General features: G+C 41.0%; 22 protein-coding genes and 2 riboswitches. Of the genes, 18 read left to right on the top strand and 4 right to left on the bottom strand.

The annotated features are described in order from the left end of the window. Position 1: 1 nt before the first annotated feature. The 4 genes from MKY83_RS18860 to MKY83_RS18845 all read left to right on the top strand — a co-directional run bounded on the left by MKY83_RS18860 (position 2) and on the right by MKY83_RS18845 (position 2900). Complete coding sequence (locus tag MKY83_RS18860; RefSeq protein ID WP_106065954.1) at positions 2-1303, top strand: pyrimidine-nucleoside phosphorylase; 1302 nt, start codon at positions 2-4, stop codon at positions 1301-1303. A 181-nt stretch (positions 1304-1484) separates the two neighbouring features. Continuing rightward, on the top strand, positions 1485-1928 hold the full coding sequence (locus MKY83_RS18855; protein ID WP_044140342.1) for a MarR family transcriptional regulator: 444 nt from the start codon (positions 1485-1487) through the stop codon (positions 1926-1928). A 14-nt stretch (positions 1929-1942) separates the two neighbouring features. Next, positions 1943-2581: a nitroreductase family protein gene (locus MKY83_RS18850; RefSeq protein WP_113767909.1), complete on the top strand. Its 639-nt coding sequence runs from the start codon at positions 1943-1945 to the stop codon at positions 2579-2581. A 25-nt stretch (positions 2582-2606) separates the two neighbouring features. Beyond that, positions 2607-2900 (top strand): putative quinol monooxygenase, encoded by a 294-nt coding sequence (locus MKY83_RS18845; RefSeq protein WP_044140340.1) that lies wholly within the window; start codon positions 2607-2609, stop codon positions 2898-2900. Positions 2901-3165: 265 nt separating this feature from the next. On the opposite strand, the gene MKY83_RS18840 is transcribed toward MKY83_RS18845, so the two are convergent. Continuing rightward, positions 3166-4104 (bottom strand): MBL fold metallo-hydrolase, encoded by a 939-nt coding sequence (locus MKY83_RS18840; RefSeq protein WP_113767908.1) that lies wholly within the window; start codon positions 4102-4104, stop codon positions 3166-3168. Positions 4105-4939: 835 nt separating this feature from the next. Between MKY83_RS18840 and MKY83_RS18835 the strand changes: the two genes are divergently transcribed. From MKY83_RS18835 to MKY83_RS18825, 3 genes are all read left to right on the top strand, one after another. Next, positions 4940-7321 carry an immune inhibitor A domain-containing protein gene (locus MKY83_RS18835; protein ID WP_340913563.1) on the top strand — a complete coding sequence of 794 codons (2382 nt, stop codon included), beginning with the start codon at positions 4940-4942 and terminating at the stop codon, positions 7319-7321. A gap of 207 nt (positions 7322-7528) precedes the next feature. Next, entirely contained in the window at positions 7529-7783 is a 255-nt protein-coding gene (locus MKY83_RS18830) for an ORF6C domain-containing protein (RefSeq protein ID WP_034620285.1), read from the top strand. Positions 7784-7788: 5 nt separating this feature from the next. Then, the gene (locus tag MKY83_RS18825) at positions 7789-8160 is read left to right on the top strand and encodes a DUF1304 domain-containing protein (protein ID WP_044140337.1); all 372 of its coding nucleotides are present in this window, start codon (positions 7789-7791) and stop codon (positions 8158-8160) included. A gap of 34 nt (positions 8161-8194) precedes the next feature. On the opposite strand, the gene MKY83_RS18820 is transcribed toward MKY83_RS18825, so the two are convergent. Further along, entirely contained in the window at positions 8195-8359 is a 165-nt protein-coding gene (locus MKY83_RS18820) for a hypothetical protein (RefSeq protein WP_003214630.1), read from the bottom strand. 254 nt (positions 8360-8613) lie between these two features. Here MKY83_RS18820 and MKY83_RS18815 point away from each other — a divergent pair, with 254 nt between their 5' ends. The 11 genes from MKY83_RS18815 to MKY83_RS18765 all read left to right on the top strand — a co-directional run bounded on the left by MKY83_RS18815 (position 8614) and on the right by MKY83_RS18765 (position 21023). Next, positions 8614-9270 carry a type 1 glutamine amidotransferase domain-containing protein gene (locus MKY83_RS18815; protein WP_003215149.1) on the top strand — a complete coding sequence of 219 codons (657 nt, stop codon included), beginning with the start codon at positions 8614-8616 and terminating at the stop codon, positions 9268-9270. 141 nt (positions 9271-9411) lie between these two features. Then, positions 9412-10539: a hypothetical protein gene (locus MKY83_RS18810; RefSeq protein WP_113767906.1), complete on the top strand. Its 1128-nt coding sequence runs from the start codon at positions 9412-9414 to the stop codon at positions 10537-10539. Positions 10540-10595: 56 nt separating this feature from the next. Then, a riboswitch (TPP riboswitch) is annotated at positions 10596-10699 on the top strand. Between the two features lie 87 nt (positions 10700-10786). Continuing rightward, positions 10787-11473 carry a thiaminase II gene (tenA, locus tag MKY83_RS18805; RefSeq protein WP_044140335.1) on the top strand — a complete coding sequence of 229 codons (687 nt, stop codon included), beginning with the start codon at positions 10787-10789 and terminating at the stop codon, positions 11471-11473. Then, positions 11470-12069, top strand: a complete 600-nt coding sequence (locus MKY83_RS18800) for an ECF transporter S component (protein WP_106065962.1) — start codon at positions 11470-11472, stop codon at positions 12067-12069. The genes tenA and MKY83_RS18800 overlap by 4 nt, the downstream gene beginning before the upstream one ends. Continuing rightward, positions 12044-13642 carry an ABC transporter ATP-binding protein gene (locus MKY83_RS18795; RefSeq protein ID WP_106066943.1) on the top strand — a complete coding sequence of 533 codons (1599 nt, stop codon included), beginning with the start codon at positions 12044-12046 and terminating at the stop codon, positions 13640-13642. The genes MKY83_RS18800 and MKY83_RS18795 overlap by 26 nt, the downstream gene beginning before the upstream one ends. Next, on the top strand, positions 13632-14366 hold the full coding sequence (locus MKY83_RS18790) for an energy-coupling factor transporter transmembrane component T (RefSeq protein ID WP_044140332.1): 735 nt from the start codon (positions 13632-13634) through the stop codon (positions 14364-14366). Before MKY83_RS18795 ends, MKY83_RS18790 begins: the two co-directional genes overlap by 11 nt. Positions 14367-14515: 149 nt before the next feature. Beyond that, positions 14516-15355, top strand: coding sequence for a methyl-accepting chemotaxis protein (locus tag MKY83_RS18785; protein ID WP_106066944.1), 840 nt, complete (start codon positions 14516-14518; stop codon positions 15353-15355). A 171-nt stretch (positions 15356-15526) separates the two neighbouring features. Next, complete coding sequence (locus MKY83_RS18780) at positions 15527-16342, top strand: YwqG family protein (RefSeq protein ID WP_044140330.1); 816 nt, start codon at positions 15527-15529, stop codon at positions 16340-16342. 223 nt (positions 16343-16565) lie between these two features. Continuing rightward, positions 16566-17399, top strand: coding sequence for a PRD domain-containing protein (locus tag MKY83_RS18775; protein ID WP_065099232.1), 834 nt, complete (start codon positions 16566-16568; stop codon positions 17397-17399). A 326-nt stretch (positions 17400-17725) separates the two neighbouring features. Then, positions 17726-19633 (top strand): beta-glucoside-specific PTS transporter subunit IIABC, encoded by a 1908-nt coding sequence (locus MKY83_RS18770; protein ID WP_185108117.1) that lies wholly within the window; start codon positions 17726-17728, stop codon positions 19631-19633. Then, positions 19605-21023 (top strand): glycoside hydrolase family 1 protein, encoded by a 1419-nt coding sequence (locus tag MKY83_RS18765; RefSeq protein ID WP_106066945.1) that lies wholly within the window; start codon positions 19605-19607, stop codon positions 21021-21023. The genes MKY83_RS18770 and MKY83_RS18765 overlap by 29 nt, the downstream gene beginning before the upstream one ends. A 54-nt stretch (positions 21024-21077) precedes the next feature. On the opposite strand, the gene MKY83_RS18760 is transcribed toward MKY83_RS18765, so the two are convergent. Both MKY83_RS18760 and MKY83_RS18755 read right to left on the bottom strand, forming a co-directional pair. Further along, positions 21078-22202 carry a 5-methyltetrahydropteroyltriglutamate--homocysteine S-methyltransferase gene (locus MKY83_RS18760; protein WP_065099235.1) on the bottom strand — a complete coding sequence of 375 codons (1125 nt, stop codon included), beginning with the start codon at positions 22200-22202 and terminating at the stop codon, positions 21078-21080. Positions 22203-22289: 87 nt separating this feature from the next. Next, positions 22290-22402: riboswitch (SAM riboswitch) on the bottom strand. A gap of 81 nt (positions 22403-22483) precedes the next feature. Continuing rightward, positions 22484-23803, bottom strand: coding sequence for a gluconate:H+ symporter (locus MKY83_RS18755; protein ID WP_065099236.1), 1320 nt, complete (start codon positions 23801-23803; stop codon positions 22484-22486). Between the last annotated feature and the right edge of the window lie 35 nt (positions 23804-23838).

Genomic DNA, 23838 nt, shown 5'->3' with positions numbered 1-23838 from the left:
AATGAGAATGGTAGATATCATTGCAAAAAAACGTGACGGAAAAGAATTATCTTCAGAGGAAATTTCTTTCTTTGTCAAAGAATATACGGACGGAACAATTCCTGACTACCAAGCAAGTGCCTTGGCTATGGCGATTTTCTTCCAAGATATGACGGATCAAGAACGTGCAGACTTAACGCTCGCTATGGCGAACTCAGGAGACACGATTGACCTCTCTGCCATTGAGGGTATTAAAGTAGACAAGCACTCAACAGGCGGTGTAGGCGATACAACAACGCTTGTACTCGCTCCTCTTGTGGCTGCACTTGATGTACCTGTTGCGAAAATGTCTGGCCGCGGCCTTGGACATACAGGCGGTACAGTGGACAAGCTTGAAGCGGTAAAAGGCTTCCACGTAGAAATTACAAAAGACGAATTCATCGAGCTTGTGAACCGTCATAAAGTAGCGGTCATTGGTCAATCAGGCAACCTGACACCAGCGGATAAAAAGCTTTATGCCCTACGTGATGTGACAGGAACCGTTAACTCCATCCCGCTCATTGCAAGCTCTATTATGAGTAAGAAAATTGCTGCTGGCGCAGATGCGATCGTATTAGATGTGAAAACAGGTGCAGGTGCTTTCATGAAAACACCTGAAGACTCTGAGAAGCTTGCAAAAGCCATGGTCCGCATCGGAAACAACGTTGGCAGACAAACGATGGCTGTCATCTCTGATATGTCTCAGCCGCTAGGATTAGCGATTGGAAATTCTCTTGAAGTGAAAGAAGCGATTGATACGCTTAAAGGCGAAGGCCCTGAAGACTTAAACGAGCTTGTGCTCACTTTAGGAAGTCAAATGGTCGTTCTTGCGAAAAAAGCAGAAACGCTTGATGAAGCAAGAGAAAAGCTAATTGAAGTCATGAAAAACGGCAAAGCACTTGAGAAATTCAAAGAATTCTTAGAAAATCAAGGTGGAGACGGCTCGATTGTAGATCAACCAGAAAAACTGCCGCAAGCCCCTTACCAAATCGACGTTCCTGCAAAAGAAGCAGGTGTGGTTGCTGAAATCGTCGCAGACGAGATCGGTGTTGCAGCGATGATTCTTGGAGCAGGACGTGCGACAAAAGAGGACGAGATCGACCTATCTGTCGGCATCATGCTGAACAAAAAAGTCGGCGATCGTGTTGAAAAAGGAGATTCACTCGTGACACTTCATGCAAATCGTGAAGACGTTGCAAATGTCGTGGAGAAAATTTATGACAACATCCGCATCGCAGATCATGCCGATGCACCAACTCTCATTCACACTGTGATCACAGAATAAAGAAAAAAGGACAAAAGTGCTTCGCCGCTTTTGTCCTTTTTTTGTTCATTTCTTTTTCTATTGAGATAAAAAATTTCACTTTATGAAACAAACCTCTTGCAATCATTAAATAATGGGTGTATATTAGTTGACGAGTCAATGATTGATATATCAACTAATTGATCTGAATAGAAAAGAGGGGATGGCATTGACTGCATTTTGCTCTGAAGAAGCAGAGGTATTATACCGTTTGCAGTGTGTGAACCGTATGATGGGCGTGAAGTTCGAAGCATGCACGGGCATCAGCCAATCAAGACTAGAGTTGCTATCACTGTTATTCCAAGCAGACGAAATCAGCCAGTCAGATTTGCAGAAAAAAGTAAATATTGATAGTGCGGCTGTGACGCGTCACTTAAAACAGTTAGAAACAAAAGGAATGGTCACGCGCAGAAGAAAGCCAGAAGATAATCGAGTCACACTTGTTCGTCTGACAGAAGAAGGCAGAATAAGAATCGAAGCTTCTAAAAAAGAAAAAGAACGATTTATCTCAGAAATGCTTGAAAACGTAAGTGACGAAGAACGAAAGCTTCTCACTGATGTGCTCAACCGAATACAACAAAACATCGAAAAGATTCAAACAACCTAAAGGAGTGTTTCAACATGGCTACAACATTAAAAACAAACGATTTTATGGAAATTATGAAAGGACGCCGCTCCATTCGTAACTATGACCCAGCTGTGAAAATCAGCAAAGAAGAAATGGCAGAGATTTTAGAAGAAGCAACAACTGCACCATCATCAGTGAATGCACAACCTTGGCGCTTCATGGTCATTGACAGCCCAGAAGGAAAAGAAAAGCTTGCACCACTTGCAAAATTCAACCAAACTCAAGTGTCAACATCAGCAGCTGTCATTGCTGTATTTGCAGATATGAAAAGCAATGAATACTTAGATGAAATTTATTCAAAAGCAGTGGAGCATGGCTACATGCCACAAGAAGTGAAAGAAAGACAAATTGCTGCACTAACTGCACACTTTGAGGTACTTCCAGAGCATGTCAACCGCGAAACAATCTTAATTGACGGTGGAATTGTGTCTATGCAGCTTATGCTTGCAGCACGTGCACACGGCTATGATACAAATCCAATTGGCGGATTTGATAAAGAAGTCATCGCTGAAACATTTGGCTGGGATAAAGAACGTTATGTACCAGTGATGCTGTTATCAATTGGGAAAGCTACTGACGAAGGTTATGCTTCTTACCGCTTACCGATTGAACGCATTACAGAGTGGAAATAATATCTTTTAAAAAGGAGACGATTAGATGATTATTATTCATGCAGGGATGACCATTCATCCAGAAAAAGAAATCGTATTTCTAGAAGAAATCAAAGCATTAATGAAAGCTTCACAAGCGGAAGAAGGCAATGTATCCTACAAGCTGTTCAAGGATACAGATAAGGAAAATACCTTCTTAATGGTAGAAGTGTGGAAAGATGACGCTGCGGTTCAGAGCCATAATGCGAGTGCACATTTCCAAGCTTTCGTAGCGAAGGCAAAAGAATTCTTAGCCGCTCCACTTGACGTTGTTGCCTTTCAAGGCCAGCAACTTTCATAGTAAAACAACAAACACCCTAGGCGTTCAGGACTGGACCCTATAAAGGGAGACAAATAAAAACACCTTTAAGTTGAAAATCGGGTATAGAATACCTGAAATCAATTTGGAGGTGTTTTTCTATGGGTTCAAGAGTTAGTTATTCGCTTGAAGTGAAGATGAAATCAATTAAGGAGGTAAAATAATCAAGTCAAAATATTTCATCTAATCATTCAGGTGCTCCCATCTAAAATGAGAACACACTGAATGGTCAATCATATTTATGACATCACGGCCACTGTTGTTCGCCTTTCATGACTTTAGCACTCAATTCTAAGTCTCCAGTGTTCGTAAAGTTCGGATACTCTTTCTTCATTTCAGCAATCAATTGAGCTGAATTGTCTGCCCTCTTAGCTGCTGCTTCAAATTTTGTAATATAGTCACGGGTAAACACAACTGCTGATGTATCTTCAGCACTCTTACCTAGATAATGACCTGGAATCACACGTTCCGGCTTCAGATCAAGAATATGATTTAGAATTTCACGCCATTGATCACGACTTTTTTGAGATTGATTGTCTGCTGTCCAAACATATTCATTCTCATAAACAGGTACTCCACCTAGAACTGTTTTTTTCGATGGAACCCAAAGAAAAGTGTGAGATGGGTCTGGTCCGTCAAGTCCAATGATGTTGATGTTTTTTCCATCAACGGTCAGTTTATCTCCCTTTAAAACATCTGGAATAATCTGTGCTGTTGGTGCATTTTTCTTCAATATTGGATTCCAGTAATCATTTTTGGCCTGAATCGTTTTTTTAATTCCCTTAACAGTTTCAGGCGTTGCCACAATTTTCACATCAGGGAATGCTTCACGAATGGCAGAGAGACCAAAGTAATAATCTGGGTCTTTATGACTGACATAAACAGTTGTCAGTTTCTTTCCTGTATCGCGAATCATTTTTACTAACTTCTCTGCATTATCCTTTTCAAACTGGGCATCGACAAGAATGACTTCTTTCGGTCCTTCAATCAAGCTAGAAGTGACAGCAAAAACTCCTTTATCACCAGGGTTGAATGTTGTGATTTTAAGATTTACAGCTTGTTTGTCCGCTGTGTTTTTGTTATCGGTTGCTGTATTTTTTGTATCTTCATTGCTAGCACATGCGCTTAGCAATAACACGAAACAAAGACCTAAAGTAAATCCTATGACTGATTTTAATTTAAACATTAGATGATTCTCCTTTTTCATTTTTTACGAAGACCCTATATGTTATTAATGACTAAAAACACAGGTCTTATGTATGAGTGTAGCCAACACATAAATAAATATTTCTTTAGCGAATTAATTGGATATTGTTCAATCATTAACCTCCCCGAAACAAAGTGAATATTTGATTCATGCTGGATAGCCTTAGAAAAAAGATGTAACGAACTCAGTTACACCCAGATGAGATGTAACCATTATAGTTACACCTTTTGGTTGATGTCAATAGAAAAAAATTTGAGAGTTTCAACAAAATTCACCCTAATCTGCCTTTTTAACGATCTGTTTTACATGTAGAAAATCAATTGAAACGGGATTCTTCTACGACAAATCCATAAAAAAGAGTGACCGATATTACGTATTTGCCATTTGGTCAAAAAATGTTTTATCTACCCACCATAAAAGATTTAGTCACTTATACGATTGGTTAATCAAGGAGCAGTCTCACTTCATATGCTGAACAAAACGACATTAAGGAAAAAGGCATTGTCATGAGCGTGTCCCATAAGTGTATGCCCGATCGAATTCTTCCACTCCAGTTTGAAATTAGAAAGTCACCGAAAAAGTTTCGGCAACTGGCTGTTTCATTAAGGTGTTTTGATCCATGTATCAAAAACGGGTGTCAGTCCCCCGTTCATCACCCAGGGTTCTTTTATTTTCGACACCTTGTTCCGTCCATTTTATTCCCGTATTGTGCATTTTCCACAAAGTTTCTGAAAATAAAATATTTTTCGACTTAAGTATATTGGAATATGCTAGAATGAGATATTATTTATTACCAAATTAGGGAGGAACCAAAATGAAAAAAGGGAAATGGACGAGCATAGCACTAACAGCTGTCCTCGGTTTAGGCACATTGACAGCTTTCAGCACCCCTCTATCTGCCCACACTACAGAAAAGTCAACATCCTCAGACGGCGGTCATTATTCAGGTATTCCATTCGATGCAAGTGTTGTGAATGAAGACCGTCTCATCAAAGCCTTGAAAAAACAAGGAAAGATCAAAAAGAATGCCAATGAAGCAGAAACCCAAAAAGCATTAAAGAAATATCTAAAGAAAAAAGAAGAATTTGCTATGAAACAAAGTGCAAGCACCTTAACAGAAGAGCCTGAATTTCTGAAAGAATACAAACAAGAGGTACATAACAAATTAGCCAAAAAGAAAAAGTTAAAGAAGCATAAAGGAAAAGAAGGCAATCATGTAAAACCGGTCAAAAAGGAAAAGTATAAAGGCGATGTTCGCAATGATAAGGTATTGGTTTTATTAGTAGATTTTAAAGATTATAAGCATAATAGTATTAAAAAAGAAGAGACTGATATGTACTATGACAAGTACGATCAGCAGCACTATCAAGACATGCTTTTCGGAAAAAATGGCTACATCGGTCCAGATGGGAAACGAAAAGTATCCATGAAGCAATATTATGAGAAACAGTCTGGCGGCAGTTACACGATCAGTGGAACGGTTGCTGGCTGGTATACAGCGAAGCATGAAGCAGCCTATTATGGCGGGAACGTACCTGATGAATCAGGCAGTGACGGCAGACCGCGTGAATTGGTGAAAGAAGCACTCGAAGCAGCAGCAAAGGACCCGAACATTGATCTTGGTGAATATGATCAATGGGACCGCTATGATATGGATGGGGACGGCGTTTATAACGAACCAGACGGCATCATTGACCATCTGATGGTCGTTCATGCTGGCGTAGGTGAAGAAGCTGGCGGCGGACAGCTTGGCTCTAATGCAATTTGGTCGCACCGCTGGTCACTTGGTGATGTATTTGAAATTCCAAACACTGAATCTGAAGTCGGACAAGGCGGAAAATTAGGCGCGTTAGATTACACGATTGAGCCTGAAGATGGCGCGGCAGGCGTATTCACGCATGAATTCGGACATGATCTCGGTCTTCCTGATGAGTACGATACACAGTACACAGGTGGAGGCGAGCCCGTATCCTACTGGTCGATCATGTCAAGCGGAAGCTGGGCAGGTAAAGTCCCTGGAACGGAACCAACAGGCTTTAGTCCATATGCGAAAGAAATGCTTCAAAACTTACATGGCGGTAACTGGCTTACTGGACAAACTATTGATGGTAAAACATTAAAGAAAAGCAAAACAGTGCTGATTGATGAAGCAGCAACAAAAGGAACGAACCATGATGCGGTTCGAGTGGATTTACCAGATAAAGAGATTGTGGTCACAAAACCTGCTCAAGGACAAAATGCGTACTTTAGCGGAACGGGTGACAATTTAAATGCGACCATGACGACAACAGGTATCGATTTGTCGAAAGGAAGCAAAGCAGAGCTGACATTTAAAGCATGGTACGGTATCGAAGAGGATTATGATTATGCGTATGTAGAAGTTCGTGAAACAGGAACCGATCAGTGGAAGACCATTGCTGGTAACATCACGAACGATCGAAATGAAGCTGGAGCGAACGAAGGCAATGGAATTGACGGAAAATCAGACGGATGGGTAGATGCAGCCTTTGATCTTTCTGCTTATGCAGGGAAGAAAATTGACCTGCAATTCCGCTATACAACCGATGCAGGCTATTCACTGCCAGGCTTATTTGTAGATGATTTAAACGTCACTGCAGATGGAACGAAAGTATGGTCAGATGATGCCGAGGGAACGTCCACTTTTACCTTCAATGGATTCTCTCAATCTAACGGAAAACAATATGCAGCACAATACTATTTACTAGAGTGGCGCTCATATGCTGACGTCGATAAAGGGTTAAAGCATATCAAACGCGGGGCAAGCCTCATGAGCTATAATAACGGTTTGGTCGTGTGGTATGTCGATCAATCCTACGGTGATAACTGGGTAGGAAAACACCCAGGGAACGGTTTCCTTGGGGTAGTAGATGCGGATCAGCAAGTATTGAAGTGGAGTGACGGCTCCATTGCAGCCACAGGTTTCCAAGTACATGATGCAGCATTTTCTTTGAATCCAAGTACGAAGCTCAATATTGATTATACAGCGACAACTGGCTTAACGTTGGTAGATCGCTATATTCGCCCGACTCGTACATTTAGTGATAAAAAGAATTATGTGAATCCAAATAATCCAGATGCAGGGCGTGATGTCCCAACATACGGTCTATCCTTTAAAGTTGTTGGACAAAGTAAGGATCGTTCTGTTGGAAAGGTATTAATTTCTAAAAGTAACTAAACAGAAAGCCGGATTCTACCATTGAATCCGGCTTTTTGATATGGTAATAAACTGTTTTTGATGAAAAGGACGGCTTTTTGGTCGAATGTCTGTTCTTTTTTATTTTGATATCCGAATGAAATCATTATATAATAGAGATTGGAAGGTTTTTCTTTCATACATGGTTCTTTTTAGCTGTTAAAACAAAGGAAAGGATGAGCGTTACCAATGAGTTGTGTCACTGCTAAGCAATTAAAGGTGATAAGAGGGACGATGCAGACTTTTTGCAGCCATTTCGAGTATGATGGTCACGGTAAGCTTCATATCAATACCATCATGGCTTTTATTAAAAAGGAGTTTGGTGTGAGAAAAATGAAAGACATTCCACAAAGCCGCTTTACTGAAGCGCTTGAATTAATACAAGACTTTGATTTATACACGGATAAAATAGAGATTCGTGATCGTCTATCAGAAAGGAATTAACTAAATTGAATATTTTGGCAATAATACTAGTAGGAATTGTCGCATTAGAACACCTTGTCATTATGTTATTAGAAATGTTTTTTATGGAATCAAAGATGGCAAAGAGATCCTTTAAGCTGCCAGAACACTTGCAAAAGGATCCAAATGTAAAAGTGATGTTTGCCAATCAAGGGCTTTATAACGGGTTTTTAGCTGCAGGACTGATTTGGGGGCTCATTCTTGGATCGAATACTGTTGGATATATGATTCAGCTATTTTTCATTCTTTGCGTGATCATCGCTGCGGTATTTGGCGGTGTGACCTCTAATAAATCAATCATCGTCAAGCAAGGAGTACCAGCGCTTCTTGCATTAATTGCGCTTATCCTGACAATTTAATCGTAAATAAAGTCGCCCGAGTAAAGGGCGGCTTTTATCTTTTTCGAAGACCCATTAGACGAATAATGGATGTCAGACATAGTGCAACGGCAACAGCCAAAATAATTTTTCCATACATGACCCCTGTTAAGTTCATCAAAAAGACGGCCAATATGATACAGAGCGTGATGATGATCATCACAATCGAATAGGTTTTCATCTCTTTTCCACTCCTTTAAAAGTCCCCTCACATCCGTGAGGTCTATCCATCTTACCTCATATGATATCACTCAATGACAATTTTACATGAAATTCCCTACCAATAGAATGTCACATATTGATTAGATTTGATGACATGCCATATTTTTTAGAAAATCGGGTATACCATAAAGAGTTGCATCGAAGTTCAATTGCTTGATATTTAATTGCGCAAAATATAAAATGGAAACATGTTAAATCGAAAGGATGATCAAGATGAGTAAGAAAGTGTTATTAGTATCGACAAGCAGTTCAGAAATGAACGGACATCCAACAGGCTTATGGCTAGAAGAGTTGGCAGAGCCATTTCATATTTTTAAAGAAAATGAACTAGACGTTCAAATTGTCTCTATTCAAGGTGGAACTGTCCCTATTGATAAAAATTCAATTCCAGAAGGTGTTCCAGCGCAATATGAAGATGTATATGAATTACTTCAAGACACAAAGGCGCTTACAGATGTGAACCCAGCTGATTATGATGGCATCTTCTTTGCGGGAGGACACGGCCCAATGATCGATTTTGCGTCTAATCAACTGGTAGCCGATGCAATCTTAGCTATTTCAAACAAAAATGGTGCAGTCGGAGCTGTTTGTCACGGCGTTTCAGCATTCATTGATGTGAAGGATCAAGATGGCAAATCATTTATCGAAGGTAAAAAAATCACAGGCTTCACAAACGAAGAAGAGGAAGCTGTTCAGCTGACATCAAAAGTTCCATTTTTATTGGAAACAAAACTTCGTGAGCAAGGGGCAGCGTTTGAAAAAGGAGATGCCTTTGCACCATACGCTGTAGTTGACGGACAAATCATTACTGGACAAAACCCAGGTTCTAGTGCAGAAACAGCACGCCTGTTTGTTAAAACCATTTCATAAAGTGATCAAAAAACCAGCCGTAGCAAATACGGCTGGTTTTTTGTCATAAAGATTTCCTAAAAAAGACCATAACAACGAATGAAATAATGGTAAAATATTCACAGGGTATAAAACCCAATTGAGGAAAAAGGGGATGTTCCTGTGAGAGCATTTTATGGAAAAATCACTGCAGCGTTATTATCCATTCTACTCGTCACAACAGGTTTATTTTCACCAGTATTAAAAGCAGAAGAAGCACCGAAATCAGATGGGAAATTGTCACCACTGACGGAAAAAGCCATTCAGCAAGTGCAAGACTCGATTTTGAAACAGGATGAAGGAACCGCTATCCAAAAGAAGCAACTGAAAAAATCTTTTAAAGTAGATAAGAAAAATGGAATCAGTATCAAACGAAAAGCCGCTAAAGATGGTAAGATGCGTACATCTTCCGTTCGCTCCATTGATGGACTAGCCATCAACCAATCGGTTGTCTTATCAGAGGACGACCCAGTCGATTTATGGTTGTTAAGTACGACTTCACCTCAGGCACTCATCAGCCGAATTACCTCTTCAAATCCCGATTATTTCTTACAATTATTTGTTGTTGATTATGAAACTGGACAAGCTTATCCGACGGACTTGATTCAGCCAGCAGGCAGTCTCCTTGGTTTGACCAATTTACCAGCAGGTGACTACGCATTCGGTATCACAAGCGGTGGAAATTTCGGAGACTCTTACACGTTACAAGTGAATGCAAAAAACCCACCCAATTTCACAGGGGCTGTTTCCCTCTCTTCTACCCTGCAATACTTTGTAGCTGAGTATGCGAATGGGGATGTTTTCGCTAATGGTACAAAAGTGTATAACAAACAATCTAAGACCGCCGATTATAAATGGGAGCGTGTATTTTATTTCTCCTATGACGGAAAATATGATCAGAGAACCCATTCTGTTGAAAGTGTGAAAGTGAAAAGTATTTCGGCACCAGTATCGTACTCTTCTCCTTATGCGAGTTCATCTGAGGCCATTCTCGTCTACTTAGATGTGGAGACGTTATTTATGTATCATGAATCATCGTTTGCTAGCGGACAATACTACCATAGTAGCTTTGTTGATACACTTGGAAAGACAACGCCAAGGCGTTTAGATATTGATGATATGACAAATTACGGCGATCATATTTTAGCTGTTGATTTGAAAACAGGAAAACCAATTGATTTCTTCAGTGTCCTTAATTTTTACTATGCTGCAGGGATCGAAAAGCTGCCTACGATCAGAACGTTGAATTAAGAAAGGCGGTTGACAGCAAATCTACACATGTGTAGAGTAAAGATAATTAAATGACAAAAGTCCACTAGGGGAGTCATATATGACTGAGACAAGAGAAAATCTTGGACCCTTTGAACCTGATCTAGTTTGTACTAGCGGAGGGAAGTGGAGCTGGACCTCGTCTTATTCATGATTGAATCGATAAGAAGGCCGCTCCATTTGGGGTGGCTTTTTCATTTATTCTACTGAAGAAGAGGAGGCTTTTTTTATGACGTTTTCAGCGCAATTAAGAGAAGAAACAGAACCATTATTTGAAGCCATTTATCAGCATCCGTTTGTTAGAGGACTGGCAACAGGAAAGCTGGAAAAGGAACAGATCATTCATTACGTCAAACAAGATGCAGAATATTTACAAGCTTTTATTAAAATTTATGCAGCGGCTCTTAGCAGATGTACAGACAAAGAAGATATTGCCTTTTTCCATCAGCAGATTGCGTTTGTACTAGATAGTGAGACACACCCTCATCAAAATCTTTGCCGAGTGGCAGGTGTATCATATGATGAGCTCCAAGGTGCCCCGCTTGCTCCGAGTGCTCATCACTATATTCATCACATGCTACAAGTCGCCAAGGAAGGTACGCTTGGAGAAATCATCGCTGTCCTGCTTCCATGCCCTTGGACATATTGGGAAATTGGGAAACGAATGCTCACAGATGTGCAGCCTGACCCGTCACATCCGTTTTATGAGTGGATCACATTTTATGGAGGGTTAACCGACTCTATTACAGTGGAGCTTTGCAAGCGGCTCGATCAGCTGGCGGAAGCAGCAAGTGAGAAGGAAAAGGAAAAAATGAAACAGCACTTTATCTTAAGCTGTCAGCTTGAGTACAAGTTTTGGGATATGGCGTTTACGGTGGAAGAGTGGCCAGTTCCATTGGAGGTGCATTCATCATGACATGGAAGATGAAAGAAGTTGTCCTTGCTGTCATTTTATCCGTTGCATGTGGTGTCATCTATTTAGGATGGTCCACACTTTACTTACCCATTACAGCACTTGTTGGCCCAGCAGGAGGCAACATCATGTTTGGTATTTGGGTGATTGCCAGTCCAATCGTCGCGTATATCATTCAAAAGCCGGGAGCTGCCCTGATTGCAGAAACAGCCGCTGCCGCTGTGGAATTACTGACAGGCAGCCACTTCGGTCTTTCAGCCCTGCTGATTGGTGTATGCCAAGGGCTTGGGGCAGAAATCGCCTTTGCTCTTTTTGGTTATAAACGGTATCGCATGTGGACACTGATGCTGTCAGGTGCCTTTGCAGCTGTTGGAGCAATGGCATACAGCCTCGTTGCGAATGGCTTTGGTTATTACACACCTCAAGTTTTACTCATCACACTGATGACTCAAATCATCAGCGGAATGATACTGGGCGGATGTTTAGCGAAAGTAGTGGTGGACGCATTATCTAAAACCGGTGTACTGAATCAATATGCCATCATGAAAGAAAAACGAAACAAAGGTGAACAGCATGAATTCATTTCTCGCGTGCAATAATCTCACTGTCCGTTTTTATGAACAGCCTCAGCCCGTTTTGCATCAAATCTCTCTTTCCATTCAAAAAGGAGAAAAGGTGCTTATTTTAGGACCAAGCGGTAGCGGTAAATCCACGCTCATCTCCGTTCTGGCTGGCATCATTCCAGAACATTTAGAAGCGGACATGCAGGGCGAAGTGATATTGCAAAGACATACAGGCGTCATGTTTCAGGACCCTGATTCCCAGTTTTGTATGCATCGCGTCAATGAAGAAATTGCCTTTAGCTTAGAGAACCGTTCTGTCCCTCGTGACGAGATGGATCGCATCATTCAGCAGCTCATGCAAAAAGTTCAACTTGATGTCGATCCGAATACAGACATCCACACATTATCTGGCGGCATGAAGCAGCGATTGGCGCTTGCTTGTTTACTAGCGTTAGAGCCAGATGTGCTGTTCTTTGATGAACCGACCGCACAGCTTGATCCAGCAGGAAGAATGGAGATATTTCAGCTTCTACAGCAGCTTGCAGCTGATCAGCGACAAACCATGATTTTTGTAGAGCATGTGCTAGATGGTGTCATTGAATGGATGGACCGGGTGATTTTATTAAATGATCAAGGCAGCATCTTAGCAGATGGGTCTCCAAAAGATGTGCTCGCGACTTATGAAATAGAAATGAAAGAGGCAGGAATTTGGAGGCCGAAATTATTTCCCGAGAAATGGTCTACGATCCTTCAAGATCCATTTCATCCAATGAGTCACAAGCTTATGCAAACCTTTGAAGCAAGAAAGAAGCAGAATGAAAAAGTGCCGTCGACTAAGCGGGAGACCATCATTCGTTCAGAAGATCTTCAATTAAGCTACGGGAAAAAGAGGATTATGAGTGATCTTCAGCTTGATATCAAAGCAGGGGATTGGGTGGCGATCATTGGGGAAAATGGAAGCGGGAAAAGCACATGTCTCAAACATTTGGTTCGTTTAGAGCCAACGAAAAAAGGCCACATTTTTTTAAAAGAGACACTCCTTAAAAAGTGGTCAGACCGAGAACTATATGAAAAGGCAGGCTTTGTGTTTCAAAATCCGGAGCTTCAATTCATACAAGATACAGTGTTTGATGAAATTGCATTTGGTGGAAGGCAGCGTAATTGGCCAGAATCCGTTGTGCAAGAAAAAACAGTTCAGCTATTGAAAGAGTTCGGTTTAGAAAAGCATGCAAAAGCTCATCCTTTCACTTTAAGCCTAGGTCAAAAAAGAAGATTGAGTGTGGCTACAATGCTCCTTTTTGATCAGGATGTCCTATTGTTAGACGAGCCGACTTTCGGGCAGGATGAAAGAACAGCGAAGGAATTAATCAGGCGCTTGAAAGAGCGTCAACGCCAAGGCACCACAATTTTGATGGTCACACATGATATGGACCTTGTCGATGAATGTGCCGATCAAGTGCTTCTTTTTCATCAAGGAAAGCATGTGTATGGTGGCACTCCTTATGATTTGTTTTCAAATCAGGACCTTGTCGATGCTTATCAACTGAGAGCCCCGTTGCATTATCGCTATGTGGCTGAAAGAAAGGACGTGCTGACGATTGCAAAGTAATCATTCCTTTCTTTCCACTGTGAATCCAGTCATCAAATTACTCACTCATCTACTTGCGATGTGTTGTCTCATGGCGATATCTGATCCTAAAACAACCTTCATCATCTGGCTGTTTGCGCTTGGTATTGGACTTGTTTTAGGCGGATGGAATTTGAAGTATCTTTTCACAAGACTTGTCCCTTATCTGCTCTTTTTTATTCTCGTGTTTTGGATGATGGCGGCCTTTGGCAAGGGGGATCATACTGTTTGGAAATGGGCATGGTTCCATATGACAGAGGAGAGTTTAAGAAATGGACTCACCATCGCTCTCAGAATGCTTGGCTTTGTGACATTCGGTCTCCTGTTTACGTCCACAACAGATTTGACAGCATTTATGATGAGTCTCATTCATCAGTGCAAAATGTCGCCAAAATGGGCGTATGGGATGCTTGCTGGCTTCCGGTTTATTCCGTTATTTCAAAGTGAATTAAAGCAAATGAAGGCGGCGCATAAAATTAGAGGCTATAAGCAAAAAAACAGCTGGAAAGCCTTTATGCGTTATGCACTTCCTCTTTTTACACAGGGCGTACGAAAATCAGAACGGTTGGCCATTGCGATGGAAGCAAGAGGCTTCACGGGTGAGAGAGAGCGGACGTATTATCATGTCATCAGCACTTCGTGGATCGACTATATGTATCTTTTGCTCATCGTTATCAGTGTCTTGATATGCATGTCCTTTTTTTAAAAATACCCACATTCTCTTGATAGAATGTGGGCTTTTTATATGTCTTAGGTCATTTGATTGATATTAGTGCACATTACAGGCTGTAATAGACCTTATAACGAACCGATAAAGAGGATGTACTGAGAAAAAGAGAGGATGAACGTGAGCGAATGTCACAGAGAATTGATAACATAATAGACGCTTTACCAATCATTGGACTAGCTATGAGAGAGCAACTAACCTTTTCTGTTTTAGGGAAAGAGAAGGTTCTTTATTATCAGCAACATGGGGACATTGACTTAGGATTTAAAGCTGGTGATACAGTGGCTGATGGATTTCAAAACTTTTCGATGTTGAAAAATGGGAGAGAGCCATCGTTTATCCAAATTCCGAAAGAAGTATACGGAATTCCAATGGATATTGTATCCGTTCCAATTAAAGATGAGACGGGTCAGGTAGTCGCTGCTTTCTGCGTGGCCTATGATCAGACCAATCAACAACGATTAGATGACATTATGACGGAGAGCAACGAAGCTTCCGAAAAACTAGTCGCAATGGTACAGCAAGTTGCTGCGCATTCAGAGGAACTACAAGCGACAAGTGAACAAATTCTACAAAATACGAAAACCACTGTAGAAAATTCCTCTAAAATCAATCAAGTGTCCAATCTTATCAAAGGTATCTCTGATCAAACGAACTTACTTGGACTCAACGCATCAATTGAGGCTGCAAGAGTAGGTGAAGCAGGAGCAGGCTTCGGAGTAGTCGCAACGGAAGTGAGAAAGCTGTCAACTCACGCCAAACAAGCGACGACTGATATTGAAACAGCGCTAAAAGATGTGCAGGGATCGATTAAAGGAATGGAAGAAGAAATAGCACAAATTGTCGCTTCTTCTGAGCATCAAGCAGAGCTTGTAGGCACGTTTACAAAAATTATTGAAGGTCTTCATGAAACAAATGAAACGATGAAATCACTCGCAGAAGACTTAGTGAATTATCAAGTGAAATAAAAAATAGATCGACCAAAACCTCCAGATTAATCGGAGGTTTTTTTCGTTTTAAGGTGAGGAACTTGTTAGGATATTGACCGATTGATCGCTGACAGGCAGTGTACACTTCTGTATGATAGAAAAGAGATACTACCCTGGTCAGTAGACCTATTCATAAGGAGGAAGACCATCGTGACACAATCAGCGAGGCTGCAAGAAATCATAGCACCTTACCGTAAAATGTTAGATCAAACTGAACAACCAATGATTCAACTAAATATGAAACAAGGAAAAACAGGACCATACGACAGCAAAATTGCAGGTGATCCTTACTTCCCTAAAAACGACGAATATCCAGTTGATGGCGCAGGACACCCTATGAAGCTTTTGGCACAAATGAATTTTGGCCAGCTACCGAAGCTGAAGGATTATCCAGAAACAGGACTTCTGCAAATTTTTATTTCTGTGCATGATGATCTTTATGGGATGAATATTGACCATAAAACAGAGCAAAAAGATTTTCGGATTAAATTCATTGAAGAACCTTTTTTAGCAGAAGAAGAGTTATTAACTGATTTTTCTTTTGTAAAAATTCCAGATGATTTTTATTTTCCTGTTATGAAAGAAGGCGCGATTACAGGTGAATTATCAAGCGAAACGATCAGTGTAGGAGATTTCCGATTTGAAAAAGTCACAGGCAAACAAAGCTGGGACCTATTCGAAGGTGTAGAAGGTATTGATGGAGATGAAGCGGATGCCTTGCTAGATGAATTTTATGAGACAGAGAGTGGTTTTGGTCACAAATTGGGTGGATATCCAGGCTTTACACAAGAGGATCCGCGTACCTATGAAGACCAAGAGCATACCGTTCTACTATTACAAATCGACTCAGATGATGAAGTGGATATGTTGTGGGGAGACTGCGGAATCGCCAACTTTTTTATCAAACCAGAAGACCTCAAACGAAAAAATTTCGAGAATGTCGTCTATAATTGGGATTGCTCCTGATTTTGTAAAAAACACTCTTTATAGAGTGTTTTTGTGTATGTTTTTAGACTTTTTTGCCCCTATTTCGTCATGTTTGAGAGGTAATATGTCATTCTTTCTAGTTGACCGTATCAAAAAAAAATGTAAAATCATCTTAAAGTCCTCTTTTTTGATAATAATAATAAAATGACATATCAATCAACAATAAATGCTCGAAAAAGCGGAATGTACTGGGGGGTATCAATTGATCATTTCGAAAGTAATCAATAATAATGTGGTCAGTGCGTATGATGACGAGCAGCATGAGCTGGTCATTATGGGCAGAGGGATCGCGTTTCAAAAGAAAAGCGGAGACCCGATTGACGAAGAACGTATTGAAAAAGTATTTTCCATTCAAAATAAAGATATATCAGAAAAATTCAAAACCCTGCTTTATGATATTCCAATCGAGTATATGCAAGTGTGTGAGGCGATTATTGATCATGCGAGAACAACCCTTAATAAAAATTTGAATGACAGCATCTATGTGACACTGACAGATCATATCACCTTTGCTATTGAACGTCATCAAAAAGGAATGGACATCAAAAATGCATTGCTCTGGGAAATCAAGCGGTTGTACAAAGAGGAGTTTATGTGTGGTGTAGAAGCGATTCGGATTATTCAGGAAAAGCTCAACATTCATCTTCCTGAGGATGAAGCCGGTTTTATTGCGATGCACATTGTCAATGCAGAGCTCAATGAAGAAATGCCGAACGTGATTCAAATTACCAAACTCATTCAAGATATTTTAAATATCGTCAAGTATCACTTTCAAATTGATTTAGACGAGGAATCATTAAACTATTTCCGTTTTGTCACTCATTTAAAGTTTTTTGGGCAGCGTCTGTTTAACGAAACACAAATGGAAAATCAAAATGAATTTCTGTATGAAGTGGTAAAAGAAAAAAACACAGCAGCTTTCCAATGCGCCGAAAAAATTAATGATTATGTTCAAAAAGAATACAACCGAAGTCTCATAGAAGATGAGATGTTATACTTAACTTTGCATATCGACAGAGTGATAAAAAGAAAATAAATTTAAAAAGAAAGCGTTGACATCACTAAATTAACATGATAATTTATAACTATAAACTAAATAACCCACAATCTTTTAGGATTGTTACTGGTCAAGCAGGCAAAACCTAAATCATTGTCCCTATCTTTGATAAGGCATGATTTAGGTTTTTTTATATCTAAAGACATATAAAATTAAATAAAGATCAATCGCTATGAAGGATTGTTACTGGTTAAGCAGGCAAAACCTAAATATCGATTAATGTCTGAATCGCTATTTTTCGGGCATTAATGGATGTTTAGGTTTTTTCTATATCAAGATGTAATCAACGATTGGAGGGTAATACAATGAACCACAAACAAACAGCAAAAGAAGTTTTAGAGCTTGTCGGCGGTGAAAAGAATGTTAAGCAAGTCACGCATTGTATGACAAGACTTCGCTTCAACTTATACGATGAAGGCAAAGCGGATAAAGAGAAGCTGCAATCAACAGACGGGGTCATGGGTGTGAATCAAAGCGGGGGGCAATATCATGTCATTATTGGCAATGATGTTTCAAATGTCTATCAAGCGATGATTGCTGACTCAGGCCTGTCAACAGATGTAAAGTCAGGCGGTACAGAAGAGGCTTCAAAACAAAATGTGATTTCAAAGCTTTTCGATTTTATCTCTGGTGTCTTCACACCGATTCTTCCAGCCATCGCTGGAGCCGGTATGATCAAAGGGATATTGGCACTCATGCTTACGTTCCAGTGGATATCGGATAAAAGCAGCACATATGCAATTTTAACAGCTATTGGAGACGGAGCCTTTTACTTCTTACCGATTCTGCTTGCTGTAAGCGTCGCCAAAAAAATTGGCACAAATCAGTATATCGCCGCTGCCATTGCAGCCGCCGCACTGCACCCGCAGTTAACGGCTTTACTAGGCGCAGGAAATACAGAATTTCTAGGGCTACCAGTGGTTGCCGTTGTGTACTCTTCATCGGTCATTCCGATTCTACTCACCATCTGGCTCGGCTCATATGTTGAAAGATTCGCGGAAAAATATAGCCCAAAATCATTGAAGATCATCCTTGTTCCAACGGTCACACTTCTTGTCGTAGTACCAATTATGCTTATCGCAGTAGGACCGCTTGGTGGGATTATCGGAAATGGCCTTTCAGGTGGAATTGATTTATTGTTCAAACATGCAGGTATTTTGGCCGGACTCTTGATCGGCGGCTTCATGTCACCATTGATCATTACGGGCATGCACTATGCACTACTTCCAATTATGATCAACAACATTACGTTAAACGGCTTTGACTTCATTCTTCCAATGATGTTTGTAGCAAATATGGCACAAGCAGGCGCAGCATTCGGTGTCTTCTTAAGATCAAAAAACAAAACATTCAAATCATTGGCGATGTCTACAAGTATCACTGCATTAATGGGTATTACTGAACCTGCTATGTATGGTGTGAACATGCGATTGAAAAAACCGTTCCTTGCAGCCCTCATTGGTGCAGCAGCAGGCGGCGTGTTCATGTCGATCTTTAAAGTAAAATCATATGTGATATCTGGATCAGCAGGTCTCCCGGGTCTCCCGACATTCATTGGCCCAACATTTGTCTACTCTATCATCGGCTTAGTAATCGCCTTTGTCGCAGCAACGATCATGACACTTGTTCTAGGATTCAAAGATGTACCAGTGAAAGATGATACAAAAGCAGACAAACCAGAAGAAAAGAAAGACACAGTAACACTTCAAAATGAAGTGGTACAAAGCCCGCTTGAAGGTGAACTAAAGCCGCTAAATCAAGTAAATGATGCAACATTCTCTAATGAAATCATGGGTAAAGGTGCAGCCATTGTTCCAACAGTTGGGCGTGTTGTAGCACCGTTCAACGGCAAGGTTGAAACCATTTTCCACACAAAACATGCTATTGGCTTGAAGAGTGAACAAGGTACAGAACTTCTCATTCATGTCGGGATTGACACGGTAAAACTTGACGGAAAGTATTTCACAAGTCATGTGCAGTCTGGTGATCTTGTTCAAGCAGGAGATGTGCTCGTTGAATTTGATATCGAGGGCATTCAGCAAGAAGGCTATGATGTCACCACACCAATTATTGTGACCAACACAAACGATTTTGCACAAGTTGATGCGAAAACAGAAGGCGCGATTTCAGTACAAGAGACACTGCTCACAGTCAGTGTAGAAGAAAACGAGGAGGGCATTCAACATGAACAAGTTAGAAAAAACATTTCCTAAAGGTTTCTTATGGGGCGGCGCTGTTGCGGGCAACCAAATTGAAGGTGCTTATAATAAAGATGGAAAAGGCTTATCGACAGCTGATGTATCACCGCACGGTATTATGCATCCATTCGATGAATCAATGAAAGACTTGAACTTATATCATGATGCGATTGACTTCTATCATCGCTATAAAGAAGATATTGCACTCTTTGCAGAAATGGGATTCAAATGCTTCAGACTCTCTATTTCTTGGCCGCGTATTTTCCCAAATGGCGACGATGCGAAACCAAATGAAGCAGGCCTTGCTTTTTATGACAAAGTATTCGATGAACTGCATAAGCATGGAATTGAACCAGTTGTCACAATTTCTCATTATGAAATGCCGCTTGCACTTGTGAAAAACTACGGCGGTTGGAGAAACCGTAAGCTTGTCGATCTTTATGAAACATATGCGAAAACGTTGTTTACTCGCTATAAAGACAAAGTGAAATATTGGATGACCTTTAATGAAATCAACGTCGTGTTACATGCGCCTTTCACTGGCGGCGGACTTGTATTTGAAGAGGGTGATGACGAGAAAAGCATTCAATATCAAGCAGCGCATCACCAATTTGTTGCAAGTGCTTTAGCTGTCAAAGCAGGACACGAAATCATTCCTGATGCGAAAATCGGCTGTATGATCGCAGCGATGACAACTTATCCGTACAGCTCAAGACCAGAAGATATGTTTGCTGCAATGGATCAGGACCGTAAAACATTGTTCTTCTCAGATGTACAGGCAAGAGGCTACTACCCAGGTTACATGAAACGATACTTCCGCGAAAATGGTATTCATATTGAGATCCAAGATGGTGATGAAGACATCCTAAGAAACCATACAGTGGACTATATTGGCTTCAGCTATTACATGAGCTTTGTGACAAGTACAGATCCAGAGGTTCTTGGACAAGTGACTGGTGGTAACCTATTTGAAGGCGTGAAAAACCCTTATCTAGAAGCAAGTGATTGGGGATGGCAAATTGATCCAAAAGGACTTCGTACAACACTAAACCAACTATATGACCGCTACCAAAAACCATTGTTTATCGTAGAAAATGGATTGGGTGCTGTCGATCAAGTAGAAGAAGACGGATCTATTCAAGACGATTACCGAATTGATTACCTCAGAAGCCATTTGCTAGAGGCGAGAGAAGCCATTGCAGACGGAGTAGACTTGATGGGTTATACAAGCTGGGGCCCAATTGACCTTGTCAGCGCATCAACAGCTGAAATGAAAAAACGATACGGCTTCATTTATGTCGACCGTGATAACGAAGGAAAAGGAACATTAGATAGAAAGAAAAAGAAAAGCTTCGATTGGTATAAACAAGTGATTGCGACAAATGGTGATCATTTAGATGCATAAAAGAAAAAAGACAAACCGTTCATACTGCGGTTTGTCTTTTTTTCGTCAAGGGGACTATGAAGTCCACACTTGATCTGCAATCTCAATCACATGACGAAGCTTTTCCCATTGCTGTTCTTCTGTTAACAGATTGCCTTCCTCCGTTGAGGCGAACCCGCATTGCGGACTCAAGCAAATCTGGTTAATGTCGACGTATTGAGCAGCTTCCTCGATTCGTTTTTTAATCTGTTCAGCCGGCTCAAGCTCACCATACTTTGAAGTGACAAGGCCTAGTACGATTTGGAGATTTGGGTTCTTCACATAGCGAAGGGGCTCAAATCCGCCAGAACGATCATCGTCGAATTCTAAAAAGAGACCATCCAGATCTAAGCCGGCAAAAATCGTTTCTGCCGCTGCTTCATAACCGCCTTCAGCTGCCCACGTCGATTTAAAGTTACCACGGCAAATGTGCATAGTGATCACCAAATCCTCTGGACGATCGGCAACGGCTTCATTGATTGTTTTTGCAAACGACTCACGAAGTTCATCTTCCTCGCGGCCAAAGGCTTTGATTTGTTCCTGACCTTTTTCAGAAAAGAACACTGCCCATGCGGTATCATCCAGCTGTAAGTAGCGACAGCCTGCATCATAAAAAGCTCGGATGGCTTTCTTATACGCCTGTGCCACATCATGGTGGAAATCATCTAAGCTGTCATACACACCTTCATCAAGCTTTCCACGGAAAAAGAGCATATTCGGACTTGGAATCGTCATTTTAGCCGTATGATCACCAGCGATGCTGTGAAGGAATCGATAATCCTCCAGCATTGGATGATCTGTAAAATCAATCTTGCCCGTTACCTTGATGCCCCGTGCTTTTGTCGTCGTATTGTGGAATTGAATACCTTGATCTGCTTCAAATCCTTCGACCCCATCTAATCCCTCAAGAAAGTCAAAATGCCACCAAGCACGTCTGAACTCTCCATCTGTGACAACCTCTAATCCAATTTCCTTTTGCTTCTCCACAATACGAGTGATTTCTTCATTCTCAATTTGTCGGAGCTGCTCTGCGGTCAGTGTGCCGTCTGCTTTTTGCTTGCGTGCTTCCTTGATACGTTCTGAACGAAGTAAACTGCCTACTTGATCTGCGCGAAATGGCGGTTTCGTTGTTTTCTTTCCAATGGTTTGTACTTGTGTCATGCTGAATCCCTTCTTTCTACAGGTTAAAAATCAAATAAAAAAGCTCTTCCTTGGATAAGGAAGAGCATCATATACTGAGAGAACTCTGCCTTATCTTCAAACAAGCATCTGCTTGCTTAAGGAATTAGCACCATTCTGTTCCGAGGAACAGCGGTTGCCGGGTTTCACAGGGCCAGTCCCTCCACCACTCTTAATAAGGTTACCTTTTGATTCAATTTTCTTAATAAACATAATTATTCAACTTTTCCGAGAGAAAGTCAATGGTTTTTACAGTTAATTTTCTACATGAACAAATCAGCGACGAGAACACCCGCTAGTCCGACAAGTGAAAGAACGGTCACCATCAATGTCCACGTTTTAAAGGTTTGGGCCATGGACAGGTTAAAGTATTCTTTGTAAATCCAGAAACCCGCATCATTCACGTGAGAGAACGTAATACTGCCGGCACCTGTTGCGATCACCATTAATTCTGGGCTCACACCTGTCAATCCAATCAAAGGAGCAGAAATACCAGCCGCTGTGAGACCGGCGACGGTGGCTGATCCTAAAGATACACGAAGGACCGCAGCAATCAACCAAGTGAGAAGCAGTGGAGAAAGTGTGCTTCCTTGCATGATTCCTGCAATGTATTGATCAACCCCGCTATCAATGAGCACCTGTTTAAAGGCGCCGCCACCTGCAATAATTAATAAAATCATTGCAATAGAACCGATAGAATCTGTGATTGATTTCATCACATCCTGCATGCTCTTGCCTCTGCCAAGTCCAAACGTGTAGATAGCAAGAAGCACGGAGATTAACAGTGCAATCGCCGGTTCGCCTAAAAACTCAGCGGTTGGCAGTAATGGGGAGGACGGGAAGAAAATTTCTAAAACTGCTCTGAATGTCATGAGCAATACAGGCAAAACAGCGGTGAAAATGCTAATGCCGAAGCTTGGCATTTCCTCTTCTGTAAATTCCTTTGGATTAAATAAGTTCTTTGGAATATGTGCGTGTAACTGATCTTTTTTAAATAGTTTCGTAAAGAGAAGTCCACCTACTAAAACTGCAGGAATCGCTAAAATAATCCCAACTAATAAGGTTTGTCCCATGTTTGCTTGAAAGACATTTGCAATGGCAGTCGGCCCTGGGTGAGGAGGGAGGAAGCCATGTGTGGTGATAAGTGCAGCGACGAGCGGCATACCCACATAAAGCACAGGAAGTCTTGCAGCTTGTGCGATCGTAAAAACTAGTGGAATCAAGATAATGAATCCGGTTTCATAAAATAGAGCAATTCCGATCACAAATCCAGTCAGCATCGTTGCCCATTGAATTTTTCCAATACCGAATCGGTCAATGAGTGTCATCGCAATACGCTGAGCTCCGCCAGAATCAGCCATCAATTTACCAAGCATCGCCCCAAAACCGAGAACGAGTGCGAGGTGACCGAGCGTACTGCCGAGTCCTTTTTCGACGGAAGCAATCGCTTCAAGTGGTGACATTCCTTCTAAAACAGCAACAATTAAAGAAACAATAATCAAAGATATGAAAGCGTTTAACTTAAAGACAACCATGAGTAAAAGCAATAATAAAACGCCAAGTCCGATAAACACTAACGACATGATCTTTCCTCCTTTGTGGTGCATAAGGGAGTGCA

It is taken from the genome of Bacillus sp. FSL M8-0266 (genome assembly GCF_038613425.1).
Lineage (GTDB): Bacteria > Bacillota > Bacilli > Bacillales > Bacillaceae > Bacillus > Bacillus pumilus.
The sequence above is the reverse complement of the archived record's forward strand: the minus strand, read 5'-3'. Positions and strand labels throughout refer to the sequence as shown.

Coding starts and splice junctions, on each gene's coding strand:
- MKY83_RS18860 (WP_106065954.1), top strand. CDS start 2: ATGAGAATGGTAGATATCATTGCAAAAAAACGTGACGGAAAAGAATTA.
- MKY83_RS18855 (WP_044140342.1), top strand. CDS start 1,485: ATGGCATTGACTGCATTTTGCTCTGAAGAAGCAGAGGTATTATACCGT.
- MKY83_RS18850 (WP_113767909.1), top strand. CDS start 1,943: ATGGCTACAACATTAAAAACAAACGATTTTATGGAAATTATGAAAGGA.
- MKY83_RS18845 (WP_044140340.1), top strand. CDS start 2,607: ATGATTATTATTCATGCAGGGATGACCATTCATCCAGAAAAAGAAATC.
- MKY83_RS18840 (WP_113767908.1), bottom strand. CDS start 4,104: ATGTTTAAATTAAAATCAGTCATAGGATTTACTTTAGGTCTTTGTTTC.
- MKY83_RS18835 (WP_340913563.1), top strand. CDS start 4,940: ATGAAAAAAGGGAAATGGACGAGCATAGCACTAACAGCTGTCCTCGGT.
- MKY83_RS18830 (WP_034620285.1), top strand. CDS start 7,529: ATGAGTTGTGTCACTGCTAAGCAATTAAAGGTGATAAGAGGGACGATG.
- MKY83_RS18820 (WP_003214630.1), bottom strand. CDS start 8,359: ATGAAAACCTATTCGATTGTGATGATCATCATCACGCTCTGTATCATA.
- MKY83_RS18815 (WP_003215149.1), top strand. CDS start 8,614: ATGAGTAAGAAAGTGTTATTAGTATCGACAAGCAGTTCAGAAATGAAC.
- tenA (WP_044140335.1), top strand. CDS start 10,787: ATGACGTTTTCAGCGCAATTAAGAGAAGAAACAGAACCATTATTTGAA.
- MKY83_RS18800 (WP_106065962.1), top strand. CDS start 11,470: ATGACATGGAAGATGAAAGAAGTTGTCCTTGCTGTCATTTTATCCGTT.
- MKY83_RS18795 (WP_106066943.1), top strand. CDS start 12,044: ATGAATTCATTTCTCGCGTGCAATAATCTCACTGTCCGTTTTTATGAA.
- MKY83_RS18785 (WP_106066944.1), top strand. CDS start 14,516: ATGTCACAGAGAATTGATAACATAATAGACGCTTTACCAATCATTGGA.
- MKY83_RS18770 (WP_185108117.1), top strand. CDS start 17,726: ATGAACCACAAACAAACAGCAAAAGAAGTTTTAGAGCTTGTCGGCGGT.
- MKY83_RS18765 (WP_106066945.1), top strand. CDS start 19,605: ATGAACAAGTTAGAAAAAACATTTCCTAAAGGTTTCTTATGGGGCGGC.
- MKY83_RS18760 (WP_065099235.1), bottom strand. CDS start 22,202: ATGACACAAGTACAAACCATTGGAAAGAAAACAACGAAACCGCCATTT.
- MKY83_RS18755 (WP_065099236.1), bottom strand. CDS start 23,803: ATGTCGTTAGTGTTTATCGGACTTGGCGTTTTATTATTGCTTTTACTC.